This window comes from Candidatus Microbacterium colombiense (assembly GCA_029203165.1).
Taxonomy (GTDB): Bacteria; Actinomycetota; Actinomycetes; order Actinomycetales; family Microbacteriaceae; genus Microbacterium; species Microbacterium colombiense.
Genome location: CP119308.1, coordinates 1276799 through 1293834, shown reverse-complemented (window position 1 = coordinate 1293834; position 17036 = coordinate 1276799). Strand labels below are relative to the sequence as shown.

The following is a 17036-nucleotide window of genomic DNA, read 5'->3' as shown; positions in this document are numbered from 1 at the left end:
GTCACTGCTGAGCGCGCTGGGCGGCCTCGTCGCGCCAGCCCGCCTGCTTCTCGATCCACTCGTTGTCGGCGGGGAAGTCCGACATGTCGGTCACGCGGCGCACCTCGAGGAAGGACCCGGGTCCGAGGGGTGCGCGGCTCGCCCACTCCGCCGCCTCTTCACGGCTGGAGACCTCGAGGATCCAGAAGCCGTTGAACAGTTCCTTGGTCTCACCGTAGGGGCCGTCGGTGATCAGGGGCGTCTCGGCACTGAAATCGACGACGAAACCCTCGGCCGCATCGGTCAGGCCTTCGCCCGCCGCCAGCACGCCGGCCTTGATCATGGACTCGTTGTACTTGCCCATGGCCTCGATGACCTGCTCGAACGGCACGTCCTTGTAGGCCTCGACGGCTTCGTCGGTCGCGCGCATGATCAGCATGTACTTCATGATGTTCTCCTTGATCGGTGGGCCGTTCTTCGACCCTCTCACTAATGACGTCGAACGGAAACGACCGAGATCGACAACCCCCGGAGCTTTCTCTGAAGATTCTCCCGCGCAGCCTTCTAGACTCGCCCTCGTGCCTTCTCACGAGCTCGCGCGGCGTATCCGTCTCGCCCTCATCGATGCCGCCGATCCCGCCCTCGCACCCGCGCAGCAGTCGTACATGAAGTCCGCGATGCCGTTCCACGGGGTTCGGGTGCCGATCGTGCGACGGCTGGTCTCGACGCAGACGAAGGGCGTGACCGATCCCACGCTGCTCCGTGACGCCGCGCTTCTCCTCTGGCGCGATGCCACCCACCGCGAGGAACGCTATGCCGCGACCGCACTCACCGCACTGCGTCCCCTGCGCGCACGTCTCGACATGCTCCCTGTCCACGAGGAGATGATCCGCACCGGGGCGTGGTGGGATCACGTCGACGAGATCGCGCACCGGCTCGCGGAGACGCTCGATGCTCACCCGGGCGAGATGACTCCCCTGTTGCGCGGCTGGTCTCGCGATGACGACATGTGGATCCGCCGCGCCAGCATCATCTCGCAGCTCGGCCGGCGGGGGGCGACCGACCGCGACCTGCTCACCGTCGTGATCGACGCGAACGCGGCGGAGCGCGAGTTCTTCATCCGCAAGGCCATCGGCTGGGCACTGCGCGAGCTGGCACGGATCGACCCCGGGTGGGTACGCACCTTCGTGGACGCCCGCGACCTGTCACCGCTCTCCCGCCGGGAGGCGCTGAAGCACCTCGGATCCTGAGCGCGGTCAGGCGCGACGCGACGGGTGCGCCATGACGTCGGTGATCACCGCGGTGAGTGCGGCCAGCGAACGCTCCGGGCTCCAGGCGGCCGCCGCAGCGGGTCCTTCCTCGCTCAGCCGGGTGCGCAGCTCGCCATCGACGAGCACGCGTCGCAGCGCCGCGCCCAGCGCCTCGACGTCGCCGCCGGGCACGAGCACTCCCCCGCCCTGCTCCAGCACGTCACGGATGCCGTAGCGCGCGTCGTAGGCCACGACGGGGGCTCCGTGCAGGAGCGCCTCGACGATCGACAGCGGTTGCCCCTCGAACGCGGTCGCCGTCACCACGACGCCCGCACGATCGAGCACGCGTCCGGGGTCATCGGTGTACCCGGCGAGTACGACGCGGTTCTCCGCATCCAGCTCCCGGATCACCGTGGCCAGGCGTTCCTGCTCTGGACCACCGCCCCAGATCTCCATCCGCGTGCTTGGTACGTCTGCGGCGACGAAGGCACGGATCGCCTGCTCCACCCGCTTGCCCGGCGCGAGCCGCCCGAGCACGACGACGAGCCCGTGTTCCCGCAGGTCGTCACGTCGCGTGACGGCGGGGATCGGGTTGGGTACGACGGCATGGTGAACACCCGCGCCGAAACGCGCGACGACGTCGGCGCGCTGGGTCGCCGTCGGCCACACCACCGCGTCGAAGCGACCGGCGAGGCCCAGCCAACGGGTCCAGAGGGCGTTCATGGGCGCGTCGGCGGTGTACGGCGCTTCCAGATGGATCGTGTGGATCGTGTGGATGATGCGCACCCGCGGGTCGGCCCAGGAGGCGATGAGCTCGCCGAGCTGGCGCGACTCGCAGATCACGACGATCGGGCGCTCACCGAGACCGGACGCGACATGTTCCAGCCACGCGAGGTAGAGCCCACCGAAGCCGGCCACTCCCCCGACCACCACACCCTCGACGTCGTAGACCTGCACGGCCTCACGGCTCAGGTGCCAATCGGGGTCGCCGGAGATGACCGGAAGCGCGACGAACGGCCGCCCGGCCGCATCGGCGATCGTGCGGTACTCGATACCGTCACGCGCGGCGAGGTCCGGGTCTGCGGCCGCGAGCAGCCACTCGGCTGCCCCGCCCCCGTCGGCTCGCGCCTCATCGAACAGATTGCGCATCCGCGCGGGATCGGCCACGGCACCGCGCTGCCGGAAGGTCTCGCGGTGCTCGGCATGAGCCTCGATCGTTCCAGGGTCGAAGGTCAGCAGCTGGGGACCTGCCCCTTCGGCGACACCGGCCCCGGCGAGCTGCCTGGCGCGCGCGAGCGTCGCGATCGTGTACCCGCCGTCGAGACCCGGGATCAACCGGCTCGACAGGACGAGGTACTCGGCGTCGGGAAGACCAGACGCCGCATCGGGGAGCATCGTGCTCCCTACTCCCACTCGATCGTTCCCGGCGGCTTCGACGTGACGTCGAGCACGACGCGGTTGACGTCGCGGACACCGTTGGTGATGCGGTTCGAGATCTTCGACAGCACGTCGTACGGCAGACGCGTCCAGTCCGCCGTCATGGCGTCTTCACTCGACACCGGACGCAGCACGATCGGGTGGCCGTAGGTGCGGCCGTCGCCCTGCACGCCCACCGAGCGCACGTCGGCGAGCAGCACGACCGGGCACTGCCAGATCTCCTGGTCGAGCCCCGCCTTCGTCAGCTCTTCGCGGGCGATGGCGTCGGCCTCACGCAGAATCTCGAGACGGTCAGCGGTGACCTCACCGATGATCCGGATGCCGAGACCGGGCCCCGGAAACGGCTGCCGTCCGACGATCGCCTCGGGGATGCCGAGCTCGCGACCGATCGCACGGACCTCGTCCTTGAACAGAGCGCGCAGCGGCTCGATCAACTCGAAGTCGAGGTCGTCGGGAAGGCCACCCACGTTGTGGTGCGACTTGATGTTCGCGGTTCCCGCGCCTCCGCCGGATTCGACGACGTCGGGGTACAGCGTGCCCTGCACGAGGAACTTCACCGGCGCTCCGCCCGAGGCCTTGGCCTCGGCGACGAGGTCGAGCTGCACCTTCTCGAATGCGCGGATGAACTCACGGCCGATGATCTTGCGCTTCTCCTCGGGGTCGGTCACACCCTGGAGGTGGCCGAGGAACGTGTCGGCCGCGTCGACCGTGATGAGCCGCACACCGGTGGATTCGACGTAGTCCTGCTCGACCTGCTCGCGCTCGCCCTTTCGGAGGAGCCCGTGGTCGACGAAGACCGCCGTGAGCTGGTCGCCGATCGCCTTGTGCACCAGAGCGGTGGACACGGCGGAGTCGACGCCGCCGGAGAGAGCGGAGATGACCCGTGCGTCGCCGACCTGCTCGCGGATGCGCTCGATCTGCTCGGAGATCACGTTGCCGCTGTTCCAGTCGGAGGCGAGGCCCGCACCCTTGTGCAGGAAGTTCTCGATCACACGCTGACCGTGGTCGGAGTGCTTGACCTCGGGGTGCCACTGCACGCCGTAGAAGCCGCGCTCCGCGTTCGCGAAGGCTGCGACCTTGGTGGCGTCGGTCGTGGCGAGCACGTCGAAGCCCTCCGGCGCCTTGGCGACCTGGTCGCCATGGCTCATCCACACGTTCTGCTCCGCGGGCTGTCCGCCCAGCAGGGTTCCGCCGTCGCCGGTGATCACGGCATCCGTCGCGCCGTATTCGCGCAGGCCGGTGTTCGCGACCTCGCCGCCGAGCGTCTGGGCCATGTACTGGAAGCCGTAGCAGATGCCGAGCGTGGGGACGCCGAGATCGAAGACCGCGGGATCCAGGCGCGGGGCGCCCTCCTCGTAGACCGACGACGGACCGCCGGACAGGATGATCGCGACGGGGTTCTTGGCCGCGATCTCTGCGGCGGTCGCGGTGTGCGGCACGATCTCGCTGTACACACCCGCCTCGCGGACACGACGGGCGATCAGCTGCGCGTACTGTGCGCCGAAGTCGACGACGAGCGCGGGGCGCTGCTGGGTCTCGGACTGTTCGGTCAACGGACACCTTCCGGGGCGGGGGTGGAGGCCTCGGCGGCCTCTCTGGTGGCGAGGTAGGCCTTGACGTCGCGGGCGACGATGGCCTCCATGATGAAGGACAGCAGCGGGATGACGCCGCCGAGTGCGAGCAGGATGAAGCGCACGAACGGCCAGCGCATCAGGCTCCACATGCGGAAGCACGCGAAGAGGTACACGACGTAGAACCAGCCGTGGGCGACGAGGATCGAGAGCGACACGTTGAGGCCGTCGCCCGTCGATTCGAGCCCCTCCGGGCCCTCGACGACCGGGGCGAACCAGAGCGCTCCGCCGGAACCTCCCACGAAGAGCTCGAGGTGGATCGGCGTGTACTTCAGCACCATCTCGGCGACCAGCAGGAGCAGCATGACTCCGGTGATGATCGACGCGATCTGGTAGAACTTCAGCGCACCGCGGATCGCCGGAAAGCTGGCGACTTTCGGTTCGGGCATGGGTCCAGTCTAGTCGGCGCGCGCGATACCTCGACGCCCCTCACGCGGCGGGCGGGCGGGCGATCAGCAACTCGGCGCGGCCGCTCGCGGTGAGCGTCCCCGCGCTCGCAGGAACGAGGAGAGTCGCCCCGGATCCCAGGCGATCGTCGCCGACCTCGACGGACCCGCTGGCCACGACCACGACGGCGAATCCCTCCTCGATCGTGACTGCTCCGTCGACGGGAACGCGGTCGAGACGGAAGTACTCGTCTGCCGCGCTCGGGAACGCGGAGCCCGATGCCGGAGCGGGCAGCACGAGACCACGCATCTCCTCGGCCGTGCGGCCGCCGGTGTTCACTGCGGTGAGGGCGAGCTCGAACCCCAGCCCGAGGTGCCCCTCGGCGGCACCGTCGATCGCGAAGCCCTCCCACTCGAGCAGGATCGACAGATCCTCCGGCTGCTGCAGCTCGAGCAGCAGCACCCCGGCGCCGATCGCATGCAACTCGCCCGGCGGCACCCACACGACGTCACCGGGGACCACCTCGATCGTGTGGAGCAGACCCAGAAGCGCATCGACGTCCTGCCGCTCGACGAGCTCGGCAAGTGCCTCCGCCTGCACATCATCACGCAGTCCGACGTGCACCGTGCCGCCCTCGAGGATGTACCAGGCCTCGGCTTTGCCGTGCGCGCGACCGAGGTGCGAGGCGGCGAAGTCGTCGTGCGGATGCGCGTGCACGGGCAGTCGCTGCCCGGCGTCGAGGATCTTCACCAGCAGCCGCACATCGGCACCCCAGCGATGCGCGTGAGCCGCGCCCAGCCAGGCCACCGGATCGGCAGCCACCGCATCCCGCAGCAGCCGGCCGTCGGGCAGCACACTCAGTCCGAGGGATTCCTCCCCGCGCACCGTCGTCGTCGATCCGACCCAGTCCTCGGGCTCACGCGGGGCCGAGGACGGCTCCGAACGGAACGCGCTGATGCGTGCTCCCCCGCGATAGAAGCGCTCAGCAGGTCGATTGGATGTCAGCACGATCGGGTTCACAGTTCTTCTCCAATCTGAGCGTGCGCGGCGAGGAATCCGCCGACGAAGGTGTCCCCGAGGCCGATCGTGGTGGGAGCGGTGACGTCGAGCGAGAACGCCGCGACGCCGACGGCATCCGATGCGAGGCTCTCCACGGCCGCGACCAGTGCCGCTCCCCTGCGGTGCCGGCCCATCGTCGCGGTCGCTTCGGCATCGGCCGCCGTGAAACCGTCGCCCAGCCGGTAGCGGGTGGCCGCCACCCGCACCGCGCTCTCGAGCGCCGCGCGGTGCCGGGCGCTCTCGGCACCGACCGCGAGGGCCCAGTAGCGGGTGTGGATCACGAGCGCCGGAACCGGGATGAGCGCCCGGATCTCCCCGAGCGCCCGCAGAACGTCGTCCGGGTCGAGCAGGTCCACCGAGCGCGCGAGGTACTCCTGGAGTTCATCCTCGTTCAGGCTGTACACGTCGATGCGCGCCAACAGCCGCCGCCGCACGGTCTCGGCGAACGCCCGTGTGTAGAAGCCGGCATCCTCGTAGAACACCAGTGCGCCGGCCGGCAGACGATCCATCGCCCGCACCAACTCATCCAGACGCTGCTCGAGCAGCGCATGATCCTGCATCGTGTTGAAGCCCGACACGAGGAAGACCCCGGCCGTGCTCAGTGCGTCACCGAGATCCGCGGCAAGACGCATCTCACGGTTGGGAGGATCGTTCGCGAAGATCAAGCGGTTCGCGCTCGACGAGACGATGTCACCGTCCAGCAACCGCACGCGCGCCCCCACCGGATACTGCACGATGAGATGCGGATCCAACGTGTCGTGCTCCGCCGACGAGACGACGGTGATCCCCGCCGGCAGCAGGCGCCGTACGTTGTCGTCGATGCTGACGAGGTGCTGCACGCTCGGGATGCCGAGGCTGTCGAGCACGAGACCGGCCCGCACGCCGGTCCCGCCGAGGGTCACCTCGCGGTCGAAATGAGCCGCGAAGCGTTCGACGATGTCCGACGACGCGACGAACCGCTCCGCTCCGACGCCCGCGGCGACGAAGGTGAGGACGGTGAGCAGCAGGGTCCGCTCATCCACGATGGGCGCCGTCGCGGTCAGCTCGTGCCGCCGCACGCGGTGCTCGAAGGCGAGCCGGTCGAGCACCGCGGAATCCCACCGCAGTTCGTAGTCGACCGTTCCTCCGAGCCCGAGCACGAGCTTCCTGCGCGCGTCGTCGATCATCCGTCGATCGCCCTCACCCTCGATTCGTCGTCGGTCAGTACAGATCGGCCTTGCCGTCTGCGCCGAACAGTCTGATCTTCTCAGCCGCGGTGACCTTCATGGCGGCGATCGGCTCCGGCTGGATCGCGTTCGGCTCGCGCAGACGCTCGTCGGTGCCGAGGATCTCGCGCATGCGGTTGTGGTAGGAGACCTTGATGTCGCTGGAGATGTTGATCTTGTTCACACCGAGCTCGACCGCACGACGCAGCTCGGCGTCGGGGTTCGACGATCCGCCGTGCAGGACGAGCGGGATGCCGACGGCCGCCTTGATCTGCTCGAGCAGGTCATGGCGCAGCTCCGGGTTCTTCTCGGCCGGGTACAGGCCGTGCGAGGTGCCGATCGCGATCGCCAGGCTGTCGACCCCGGTCTCCTGCACGAAGCGCACGGCGTCATCCGGGTTCGTGTAGATGATCTCGGCCGCCCCGGACTCGCCATAGCTGTCGTTCGCGCCGATCGTTCCGAGCTCGCCCTCGACCTGGATGCCCACGGCGTGCGCCGCCTCGACGACCTTGCGGGTGAGCGCGACGTTCTCGTCGAACGGCAGCAGCGAGGCATCGATCATCACCGAGGTGAACCCGGCCTTGATCGCCGTGATCATCTGCTCGTAGGTGCCGCCGTGGTCCCAGTGGATCGCGACGGGCACCGTGGCACGGTGCGCCCGGGAGTGCATCGCGGCGATCAGATCGGTCGTGATGTGCGAGACCTCGTCAGGGTGGATCGCGACGATGACCGGCGCGGAGAGCTCCTCGCTGATGTCGATGATGCCGTTGAACATCGCCCAGTCGCTGATGTTGAACGCCGGGATGGCGAAGTTGTTCTCGTTCGCGACGTCGAGGATGGATTTGCCGGTGTAAAGCACGTGATTTCTCCTGTTTTCGTGGTGGTCGGAGCCCCGGGGCGGGACGTTGTCAGCTCTTCACGGACCCGGCGGTGAGGCCGCTGATGAAGTACCGCTGGAAGAAGAGGAAGAGGATGAGCACGGGGATCGAGCCGAGCACGCTCATGGCCATGATCTGGTTCCACTCGTAGGAGTGCTGGCCCATGAGCAGTTGGATGCCGATCGGCACCGTGCGCATGTCGATCGTGCGCGTCAGCGTCAGCGCGAACAGGTACTCGTTCCACGCGATCATGAACGTGTAGATGCCGACCGAGACGATGCCGGGCACCGAGATCGGCACGAGGATCCGCCACAGCGCGGTCATGGAACCGGCGCCATCGACGCGGACCGCCTCGTCGAGCTCCTTCGGCAGGGTGTTGAAGTACCCGGTCATCATGATGATCGCGTAGGGCAGCGTGAACACCATGTAGGTGAGGATCAGCCCGAGATACGAGTTGTAGAGCCCCAGGGCCACCATGAGTCCGAAGTACGGGATGAGCAGCGTGATCGGCGGTACGGCCTGCACGCTCACGATCACGACGTTCAGGATGCGCTTGCCGCGGAAATCGAACCGGCTGAACGCGTACGCCGCCTGGATCGCCACGATCAACGTCAGGATCGTCACCGAACCCGCCACGACGTAGCTGTTGAGGAAGAACCTCATGGTCTCGGGGTTCGTGAAGATCGCGACGTAGGCGTCGAACGAGAACGTGTCGGTGATCAGGCGCGGCGGCAGCTCGAAGATCTGCGTGTTCGACTTGAACGAGCTCGACAGCATCCACAGCACGGGCCCTGCGGCGAAGACGGCACCGATGAGCAGGCCGATCGTGAGGCCCGTCTTGGCCACGCGCTGCTGATTCCTGGCGGTGAGAGCCATGGTCAGTCCCTCGCTTTCTGGTGACGGACGTAGAACACGGCGAGCACCATCGACATCAGCAGCACCAGCACGGCAGACGTGGCAGCGAGTGAGAAGTCGTACTTGGCGAAGGCCAGCTTGTAGGTGAAGGTGCTGAGCACCTCGGTCACATCGATCGGGCCGCCACCGGTCGTCATCCAGATGAGGGCGAACTGCTGGGACGTCCAGATCAGGTCGAGCAGCACGAGGCTCACGATGATGGGGCGCAGCTGCGGGATCGTGACGTTCCAGAAGCGCTGCACGCTGTTGGCACCGTCGACCGTCGCGGCTTCCTGCAGCTCGGTCGGCACACCCTGGAGCCCGGCGAGCAGGCTGACCATGAAGAACGGGTAGCCGGCCCAGATGTTGATGAAGATGATGGTCCCGAGGGCGAGTTGCGGCGAGGCCAGCCACTCGATGTCGGTGTTGAGCAGGAAGTTGATCACGCCGTTCGGGGCGAGCAGCATGCGCCACAACACCGCGATGACCGCGACGGTGAAGAGCCACGGGAGGATGTACAACGCCCGGAAGATCGAGCGTGAGAATCGGCCGAGCAGCGGGCTGTTGAGCATCATCGCGAACGTGAGCCCGAGCACCAAATGCGCGACCACGCTCGCCACCGTGAAGAGGACCGTGTTGCCGGTCGCCTTCCAGAAGCGCGGGTCTCCCAGGATCTCGACGTAGTTGGCGATGCCGACGAACTCGGGCGACTTGTTCAGGATCACGTTGTCCTGGAACGAGTAGCCGATCACCATCACGATCGGGACGATCATCAGCACGAACAGCAGGATGATCGTGGGCGACAGGAAGGCGTACGACTCGGTGGTCTTGCGCAGCTGCCGGCGGCGCCGTGAGTGCGGCACTCCGGTGACGATCACCTCGGTGTCGTCGGACGTTCTCAAGCTCATGGAACTCGGGCTCCTCGGTTGGTCGGGTGCCGCACCGCATCGACGATGCGGCACCCCGTTCATGCGGGACGGCGGGAGCTCAGAACTCCGCCACCCAGGATTCCTGCGCCTTCTTGAGAGCGTCGTCGATCGACTGCTGACCGTCGAACGCGGACTGCAGCTGCTCTCCGAGCTGACGCATCAGCTCCTCCGCGACAGGCAGACCGGTGAACTCGTTCGCCGGATATCCCGCCTGATAGATGTCGAACGCCGTCTTGAACAGCTCGTCGTCGTTCACGAAGTCCGGCACCGACTTCGAGTTGCCCGGGAAGGCCTTCGCCATCGTCGAGAGCTCGGAGTTCGTCTGCTCGCTCATCAGGAACGACACCAGTTTGAAGGCGGCCTCCTTGTGCTCGGAGTTCTCGGCGACGCCGATGCCCCACGAGGCGTAGGGGATGCCGCGTTCGCCGTCGTAGCCGTCCTCAGCCGGGATGGCCGAGATCGAGAACTTCAGGTCGGGGTTCGTCTCGCGGATCAGGTTGATGTGCGCGAGCGAGTCGATCATCATTCCGGCGCGGCCGTTGGTGAACTCCTCGACCTTGTCCTGCTCCTTCATCGTGAACGAGCCGGACGCGATGACGCCGTCATCCCACAGGTCGCCGATGTACTTGACCGCCGACGTGACGTCGTCGTTCGTGAGGTCGGGCTGGCCGTCCTTGAGCATCGAACCGCCCGAGGCCCAGACCCACGACATGACGTCGTTCTGCACGCCGTTCGGCGCCTCGAGCGACAGCGGCAGGACCCAGCCGGAGACGTCGCCGCCGAGAGCGGAGACCTTCGCCGCGGCATCCGCGAACTCACTGCGCGTCGACGGAGGTGCATCGACACCGGCCTGCGCGAGCAGGTCGTCATTGGTGAACATCGGGTAGACGAAGTTCACCACCGGGATCATGTACGTGCTGCCATCGACCTGGATCTGGCTGGCCAGCTCGCTGTCGTCGTAGTCGTACTCCTTCATGAGCGCGCTCAGGTCCGCGATCGTGCCCTGCGACGCGAAATCGTTCACCCACGCACCGTCGAGACCGACGACGTCAGGCATGGTGCCCGATGCCGCGCCCGCGAAGAGCTGCTCCTTGGTCGACGCATACGGTCCGCTCACGAGCTTGACGGTGATGCCGGGATTCGCATCCTCGAATTCATCGATGAGCGCCCGGAACTCGCCGTCCGGCAGCTCCGGTTCCCACCACTGCGCGAACTCGATGGTGACGTCTCCGCCATCGGATCCATCGGTTCCGCTGCCACCGGCCGAGCATCCCGCCACCGCCAGGACCGTCACGGCTGCTGTTGCTGCGCCGGCGAGCTTCAGAATGCGTCGCCCTCGCCCCACTGTGATCATCACTTCTCCTCTTCGAGATCGTGCCGCATCACGCGCTTCAATGCTTGTTCATGCGGTTTTGAGCCATGTTATGCCGAGATCTGCGGAAACGTCAAGCACGACATCGGATCATTTCGGCGACGACTTCTGCGGAACGGCGGGCGATCGAGGCGATCCAGGATGATCTGAGCGTGTTTGCGGCTTTCTGCGCATGTATGCGGCGATGGGCGTATTCGTGTGCTAAAGATGACTGCATGGATGCTTCAGCCACGGCACAACGACGTCGCCTCCCTGCAGGCAGGAAGGCCGACCTCGCCTCGTACGTCGAGCAGACGGGTCAGGTCACCGTGAGTGACCTCGCCGAACATTTCGGCGTCTCCATCGACACCATCCGACGAGATCTCGACCAGCTGGACCGCGAGGGTGTGCTCGTACGCACCCACGGCGGTGCGGTGAGCGCGGCGAGTGGACCCCTCAAGGACCGCGCTCTCGACGTGCGCATGCGCGTGCAGACCGAGGAGAAGGAGCGCATCGCCCGCCTCGCCGCCGGACTCGTGGAAGACGGCTCGGTCGTGATGCTCAACGCCGGAACGACGACGCTGGCCGTCGCCCGTGCGCTGCGCAATCATCAGGAACTGACGATCGCGACGAACAACCTGCGCATCCCGGCAGAGCTCGCCCCCTCGGCCTTCCGCGATCTGTACGTCTTCGGCGGCGCGGTGCGATCGATCACGCAGGCCACCACCGGACCCGTGACCTTCACCATGACGCCGGGAGGACCCGAGGTCGACATCCGTTGCGACCTCGCCCTGATCGGTGTCGGAGCCGTGGACGAAGGCGGGTATTCGGCATCCAACCTCGGCGACGCCGCCATGATGTCGGAGATGATGCAGCGCGCGGAACGCACCGCGATCCTCGCGGACTCGTCGAAGCTCGGGCGCCGCTTCTTCGCCCAGATCGCGCATCTCGACCGCGCCGACTACCTCATCACCGACGCTCCCCCGCCTCCGCGGATCGCTGCCGCGCTGGCGCAGGCCGACGTGCAGGTGCTCACGCCGTAGCATCGCCTGCGGTACGTCGGAGATCTGCGCATTCTCGGACGGAATGGCGCCGTGCGTCCGAGGTAGCGCCGTTCTCCGACCGAGCGCAGGAACCCGCGTCGCCCGCGTCGCACTCGGGCACCGGCGTCACGCACAGCGGAGGCCGCCGGGATCGCTCCCGACGGCCTCCGTCTCTGTCACCCGACTACGGGATCAGAACCATCTGCTCAGCAGCTCCCAGAGCCAGTCGAGGATGGCTCCCAGGATGCCGCCGGGGCGGTTCACGGTGACCGTGGCGGTCGCCGCATCCCCATCGGCCTGAACCGCGGACACGGTGTACTTGCCCGAAGGGGCGCTCTTCGGCACGGTGACCGTGGTCGAGAACGTGCCGTCCGCGCGCACCGTGACGGTGCCGACCTCGACCGGCTTACCCTTCTTGGCCTGGAGCTCGATCGTCACGGTCTCGCCCGCCACGTAGCCCTTTCCGGTGACCTTCAGGGTCTTGCCCGCCGTCACCTTCGAGGAGCCGAGCTCGATCGTGCCCGCGAACGCCTCTTCGCCGGCGAAGGTGATCGGAACCTGCACCGAGGTGCCCGTCCCTGCCACGGCGACCGTGAGCTGCTGATCCCCGAAGACACCGGACGGAACCGTGAAGGTGAGGCTCGCGCGCCCACCTTCGTCGGTGGTGTCCACGACCGCCGGATCGACCGCTCCCGCCGCGAGCTGTGTGCCGCCCAGCGAGAGCGTCACCTGACCCGGGGCAGGCTCGCCGGCACTGAACGCCAGCGAGGAGAGCGTGACCGTCACCTGGTCGCCGGCGCGGTAGCCGTCGGCGTCCGCGGCGCTGACCGAGACGCCGACGGCACGCTGCGCGTAGTCCGGCTCTGCGGTCTTGTTCGCGTCGAACCAGTCCACCATCGACTGCAGGTCGATCTTTCCGGTGTCACGCTTGCCCGTGCCGTCCTTGAAGGTGAAGAAGTTGTCTCCACCGGCGGCGAGGAACGAGTTGGCTGCGACCGTGTAATTTGCCGCCGGATCGATGGCCACTCCGTCGAGAGTGATCGACGTGATGTGAGAGCCCGCTGCCGCGGCCGGGTCGTAGGTGTACACCAGACCCTCCGAGACGCCGAGCTTGAGGAACGGACGCGCCGAACCGGCCGGCTGCCACTGCTCTTCGAGCACACCCTTCAGCTGAGCGCCGGTGAGCGTCAGCGTCACGAGAGTGTTGGCGAACGGTTGCACCGTCGCCGCCTCGCGGTAGGTGACGTTGCCGTCGGGGTCGGAGGCGTTCGACGACGCGTACGTCAGGTTCGCGCGGATCCCGCCCGGGTTCATCAGTGCGATGTCGGCATCCGTCGACCACTTCTGCACGTCGGCCACGAAGTTGCCGATCGTGGACTCGCCACCGCGGTTCTCCGTCTTGCCGTCGCTCTGGCGAGCACGGTTGAAGTCGGCCGTGATGTCTCCGACCTTGATCGCACCGAGCACGTCGGCCTCGGCCTTCGCCTTGGCGACGATCTCCGCGACCTCCGGCACCGCCGGGTACAGCGGCTTGCCTGCGGCCGTGAGGGGCTTGATCTCGTTGGTGATCGAGATCAGGTCCTTCGTCTTCGGGTCGACCTGCAGGTTCATCAGACCCAGGTTCTCGCCGTACTGGCCGGCCGAGACGACCGGACGTCCGTCGATCACGTGGTTGTAGGCGAGGTGGGTGTGTGCGGAGACGATCGCATCCACATCGTCGTCGACACCGTAGACGATCTCACCCAGGGGCGAGTCCTTCGTGATGCTCGACAGCTCGACACTCGCGGCACCCTCGTGGACCAGCAGGATGATGACGTCGGCCTCACCGTTGGAGGCGTCGCCGTCGCGCAGGTCGTCGGCCACCGCGTTCACGGAGTCGACGATGCTGCGCACCTCGAGATCCTTGATGCCCTCCGGAGAGACGAGCGAATCGAGATCTTCGGTGACCGCACCGATGAAGCCGACCTTCACGCCGTCGAGCTCCTTGACCCAGGCCGGCGCGAGCGCAGGCTCGCCCGTCTCGGTGAGGAACACGTTCGAGGAGATGTACTCCCAGTCCGCGCGCTCCTGCACACGGTCCCGAAGGTCTTCCCAGCCCTGATCGAACTCGTGGTTGCCGGCGGCGCTCACATCGAGCCCTGCGGCGTTCAGCGCGTCGATCGTCGGGTTGTCATCGTTGATGAACGAGGTGAACGTCGAGGCACCGATCAGGTCGCCGGCGCCGGCGAAGATCGTGTTCGGGTTCTCGTCACGGAACTGCTTCACGGCACCGGCCAGAACGGCTGCTCCTGCGGCTGCCCCGTCGGCTTCGATCCGGCCGTGGAAGTCGTTCACGGTGACCACGTCGATGCTCACCGGAGGGATCTCCGACGAGACGCCGACGATGATCGGGTCGTGGTCACTGGAGCGGAAGGGCGTTCCCGACTCGGTCGCGCCGAACGCGTAGCCGCGGTCGCTCCACTCCGGGGAGTTGATCCCCCAGACGCCGGCACCCGTGATCGACGTCGCCAGCGACGGCGAGGCGATCACGTGATCGAGCGAACCGAGCTCTCCGTCGAACGTGTAGGTGTACTGACCGTCGGTCTTGTCTGCGACGAGATCGCTCCACCCGTTCGAGGTGAACACGTCGATCGGGTCTTCCTTGCCGTAGGCGTTGAAGTCGCCGATGAGCAGCATGTCGCTGCTGCCGCTGGCGTCTTCGAGCTCGTCGGTGAAGGCCAGGATCGCGTTCGCCTGTGCCACGCGGTCCGCGTTGAAGAACCCCTGCCCGTCAGCCGGCTCCGCACCCGCGTTCGCGGGCGGCGACTTCGACTTCAGGTGGTTCGCCACGACCGTGACGATGCGGCCGTCGATGTCGAACGCCTGGGCGATCGGCTCGCGGGCGTTGCCCCAGACCGTCTCATCCGTGACGGTCGCGCTGTCACCGACCGGCGACACCGCATCCTTCTTGTAGATGATCGCGTTCGTGATGTAGTCGGTCGTCGCCGCGTCGTTCAGCGCATCGGGTGTGGGCACGTACGCCCACACGTCGCTCCCGGCGTCGTCGTTGAGCCCGTCGACCAGGTCGGCGAGAGCGGTGTCGATCGGCTTGCCGAGCTTCACCGAGTTCTCGATCTCCATGAGCGAGACGATCTCGGCATCCAGGCCGTTGATCGCCGCGACGATCTTGGACTTCTGGATCGCGAACTGCGCGGCATTCGCCGCGCCGCGGGCATCGGCGTTCTCGGACTTCAACGTCGTGAAGTAGTTGTAGACGTTGAACGACGCGACCTGCGCGTCGCCGCCGACCTCGGGGGCGGACGACGAGCGGGGGTTGTCGGCGGTGAATCCGACCTTGAGGTCTGCCGGCGACGCATCGTCGATGGGCACGGTCGGCTGCAGACGCCAGTCGTCGAAGCCCCACTGCAGGATGTAGCCGCTGTCACTGAACTCGACCGTGTCACCGTTGCGCACGACGGCGTCCTCGGTGAAGTACGGCTGCTCACCCGTGTGGGTGGAGTTGTTGATCTGCACGGACCACCCGTCGTCGAGCAGGATGCGGTCGGCGCGGTTGGCCGCTGCGATCGCTGCCGCATCGGCGCCGGGGCGAGTGGTCTCGGTGCTCTTGACGTTGAGGTCGCCCGGGTTCAACCACAGCGTTCCGAAGTTGAACAGCTGGTGGCTGGAGGCGAGCGTGTAGGTGCCGGAGGGCGCGACGAGCATGTTCTCGTACTGCTCGCGGTCGCCGCCCACGACGGTGTCGGGGAGAGGGGTGACCTCGGGAACACCGACGCCGGCCGTCACCACGGTGACGCCGCTGAGGGTGGCGGGGTTGATCTGCGTCTGGCCGAAGTACTCGCTCACGGTGCCGGTGACGGAGACGAGGTCTCCGATCGCCAGAGTCGGGGCGAGAGCGTTCAGGTAGACGAAGACGCCGTCGGATGCACCGGGAGTCGCATCGGTCGCGCCACCCGAACCCTGGGTCTGGATCGCGATTCCCTTGTAGCCGCCGGTGCGGTAGTCACCGGTGACGACGCCCTGCACGGTGACGGTCTTGCCGTTGAGCGGAGAGACATCGGTCGTGCCCTGCACCTCGGCGATCGTCGCGAGCGTGGGCTCGGTACCCGGGTCGGTGCCCGGGTCGGTGCCGGGGTCCGTGCCGCCGGAGTTCTGCGGGGTGATCGTGGCCGACAGCGAGAAGTCCGCCTTGTTGTTGTCGGTGTCAGCACCGTTCGCGCGGTTCAGCGACTTGACGTCGGTGTTGCCGGCCGGAGCCGTGGCCGCCGCGCCCTCGAACGTGTTCGAGGTGCCGTAGCCGAGGAGGTCGATCACGCCGTCGGCGCCGACCACCGAGCCGGGGGTCAGAGCGACTGCCGCAGTGCCCTCGACGAGGGCGAGTGTGCCCGTCGTGCCACTGGGGGTGAGCGTGGTCACGGCATCCGGAGTCGGCAATGCCGCTCCGTTGGTGCCGTTGCTGTTGCCCTGCACCAGATAGTGTCCACCGGCCGGTACGACGCCGGTGAGGGCGGCGACGCCGTTGAAGTTGCCGGTGCCGGCCGCCGAACGGTACTGCAGCGACATGCCGTCGAGCGTGATCGGGGCCGTCGTCGGGTTGTAGAGCTCGACGAACTTGTTCGTGAACGCGGCGCCGGCGCTGCCTCCCGACAGGTATGCCTCATTGATCACGAGGCCCGAGCCCGAAGGATCGGCGAAGGCGGGCACGGCCGTCAGCGAGCCGAAGCTCAAGGCTGCGACGCAGGTCACGGCGAGGGCGCCGATGCGCCCCCTGTTCATGCGGTGCGAGACGGGAACCTGGGGGTTCTCATCGAGTGGGGCGGACATCATCGGTGCTGTCTCCTCGATCGGTTGTGTGACTTCTCTGGGGAATCTGTCACGACGCACAGGGGGGTCTCCCAGCGCGCGCACATGTTGCGAGCATACGGAGGGGATCCGACATCCTCAATGGTGTTTGCCGATTGGTCACCGAGTGCTCACCGATGCGGCTGGCGCGAAC

General features: G+C 67.2%; 13 protein-coding genes. 2 read left to right on the top strand and 11 right to left on the bottom strand.

All coding sequences use genetic code 11. The features are described from left to right. Position 1: 1 nt before the first annotated feature. Positions 2–427: a YciI family protein gene (locus P0Y60_06320; GenBank protein WEK62363.1), complete on the bottom strand. Its 426-nt coding sequence runs from the start codon at positions 425–427 to the stop codon at positions 2–4. Between the two features lie 130 nt (positions 428–557). Here P0Y60_06320 and P0Y60_06315 point away from each other — a divergent pair, with 130 nt between their 5' ends. After that, the gene (locus tag P0Y60_06315) at positions 558–1229 is read left to right on the top strand and encodes a DNA alkylation repair protein (GenBank protein WEK62362.1); all 672 of its coding nucleotides are present in this window, start codon (positions 558–560) and stop codon (positions 1227–1229) included. A 6-nt stretch (positions 1230–1235) separates the two neighbouring features. Here P0Y60_06315 and P0Y60_06310 read toward each other — a convergent pair whose 3' ends face one another. The 9 genes from P0Y60_06310 to P0Y60_06270 all read right to left on the bottom strand — a co-directional run bounded on the left by P0Y60_06310 (position 1236) and on the right by P0Y60_06270 (position 11003). Further along, complete coding sequence (locus P0Y60_06310) at positions 1236–2624, bottom strand: glycosyltransferase (protein ID WEK62361.1); 1389 nt, start codon at positions 2622–2624, stop codon at positions 1236–1238. 8 nt (positions 2625–2632) lie between these two features. Next, positions 2633–4219 (bottom strand): glutamine-hydrolyzing GMP synthase, encoded by a 1587-nt coding sequence (gene guaA / locus P0Y60_06305; protein ID WEK62360.1) that lies wholly within the window; start codon positions 4217–4219, stop codon positions 2633–2635. After that, entirely contained in the window at positions 4216–4686 is a 471-nt protein-coding gene (locus tag P0Y60_06300) for a DUF3817 domain-containing protein (protein WEK62359.1), read from the bottom strand. The genes guaA and P0Y60_06300 overlap by 4 nt, the downstream gene beginning before the upstream one ends. Positions 4687–4726: 40 nt before the next feature. Then, complete coding sequence (locus P0Y60_06295; GenBank protein WEK62358.1) at positions 4727–5704, bottom strand: carbohydrate kinase; 978 nt, start codon at positions 5702–5704, stop codon at positions 4727–4729. Then, positions 5701–6909: an ADP-dependent glucokinase/phosphofructokinase gene (locus tag P0Y60_06290; GenBank protein WEK62357.1), complete on the bottom strand. Its 1209-nt coding sequence runs from the start codon at positions 6907–6909 to the stop codon at positions 5701–5703. Before P0Y60_06290 ends, P0Y60_06295 begins: the two co-directional genes overlap by 4 nt. A 34-nt stretch (positions 6910–6943) precedes the next feature. Beyond that, positions 6944–7807: a ketose-bisphosphate aldolase gene (locus P0Y60_06285; GenBank protein ID WEK62356.1), complete on the bottom strand. Its 864-nt coding sequence runs from the start codon at positions 7805–7807 to the stop codon at positions 6944–6946. 49 nt (positions 7808–7856) lie between these two features. Continuing rightward, positions 7857–8702 (bottom strand): carbohydrate ABC transporter permease, encoded by an 846-nt coding sequence (locus P0Y60_06280; protein ID WEK62355.1) that lies wholly within the window; start codon positions 8700–8702, stop codon positions 7857–7859. Between the two features lie 2 nt (positions 8703–8704). Beyond that, on the bottom strand, positions 8705–9628 hold the full coding sequence (locus tag P0Y60_06275) for a sugar ABC transporter permease (GenBank protein ID WEK62354.1): 924 nt from the start codon (positions 9626–9628) through the stop codon (positions 8705–8707). A gap of 79 nt (positions 9629–9707) precedes the next feature. Continuing rightward, positions 9708–11003 (bottom strand): sugar ABC transporter substrate-binding protein, encoded by a 1296-nt coding sequence (locus tag P0Y60_06270; GenBank protein ID WEK62353.1) that lies wholly within the window; start codon positions 11001–11003, stop codon positions 9708–9710. Between the two features lie 233 nt (positions 11004–11236). Between P0Y60_06270 and P0Y60_06265 the strand changes: the two genes are divergently transcribed. After that, positions 11237–12043 (top strand): DeoR/GlpR family DNA-binding transcription regulator, encoded by an 807-nt coding sequence (locus P0Y60_06265; protein WEK62352.1) that lies wholly within the window; start codon positions 11237–11239, stop codon positions 12041–12043. Positions 12044–12235: 192 nt separating this feature from the next. Here the strand turns inward: P0Y60_06265 and P0Y60_06260 are convergent, their stop codons facing one another. Then, the gene (locus tag P0Y60_06260; GenBank protein ID WEK62351.1) at positions 12236–16867 is read right to left on the bottom strand and encodes an ExeM/NucH family extracellular endonuclease; all 4632 of its coding nucleotides are present in this window, start codon (positions 16865–16867) and stop codon (positions 12236–12238) included. Between the last annotated feature and the right edge of the window lie 169 nt (positions 16868–17036).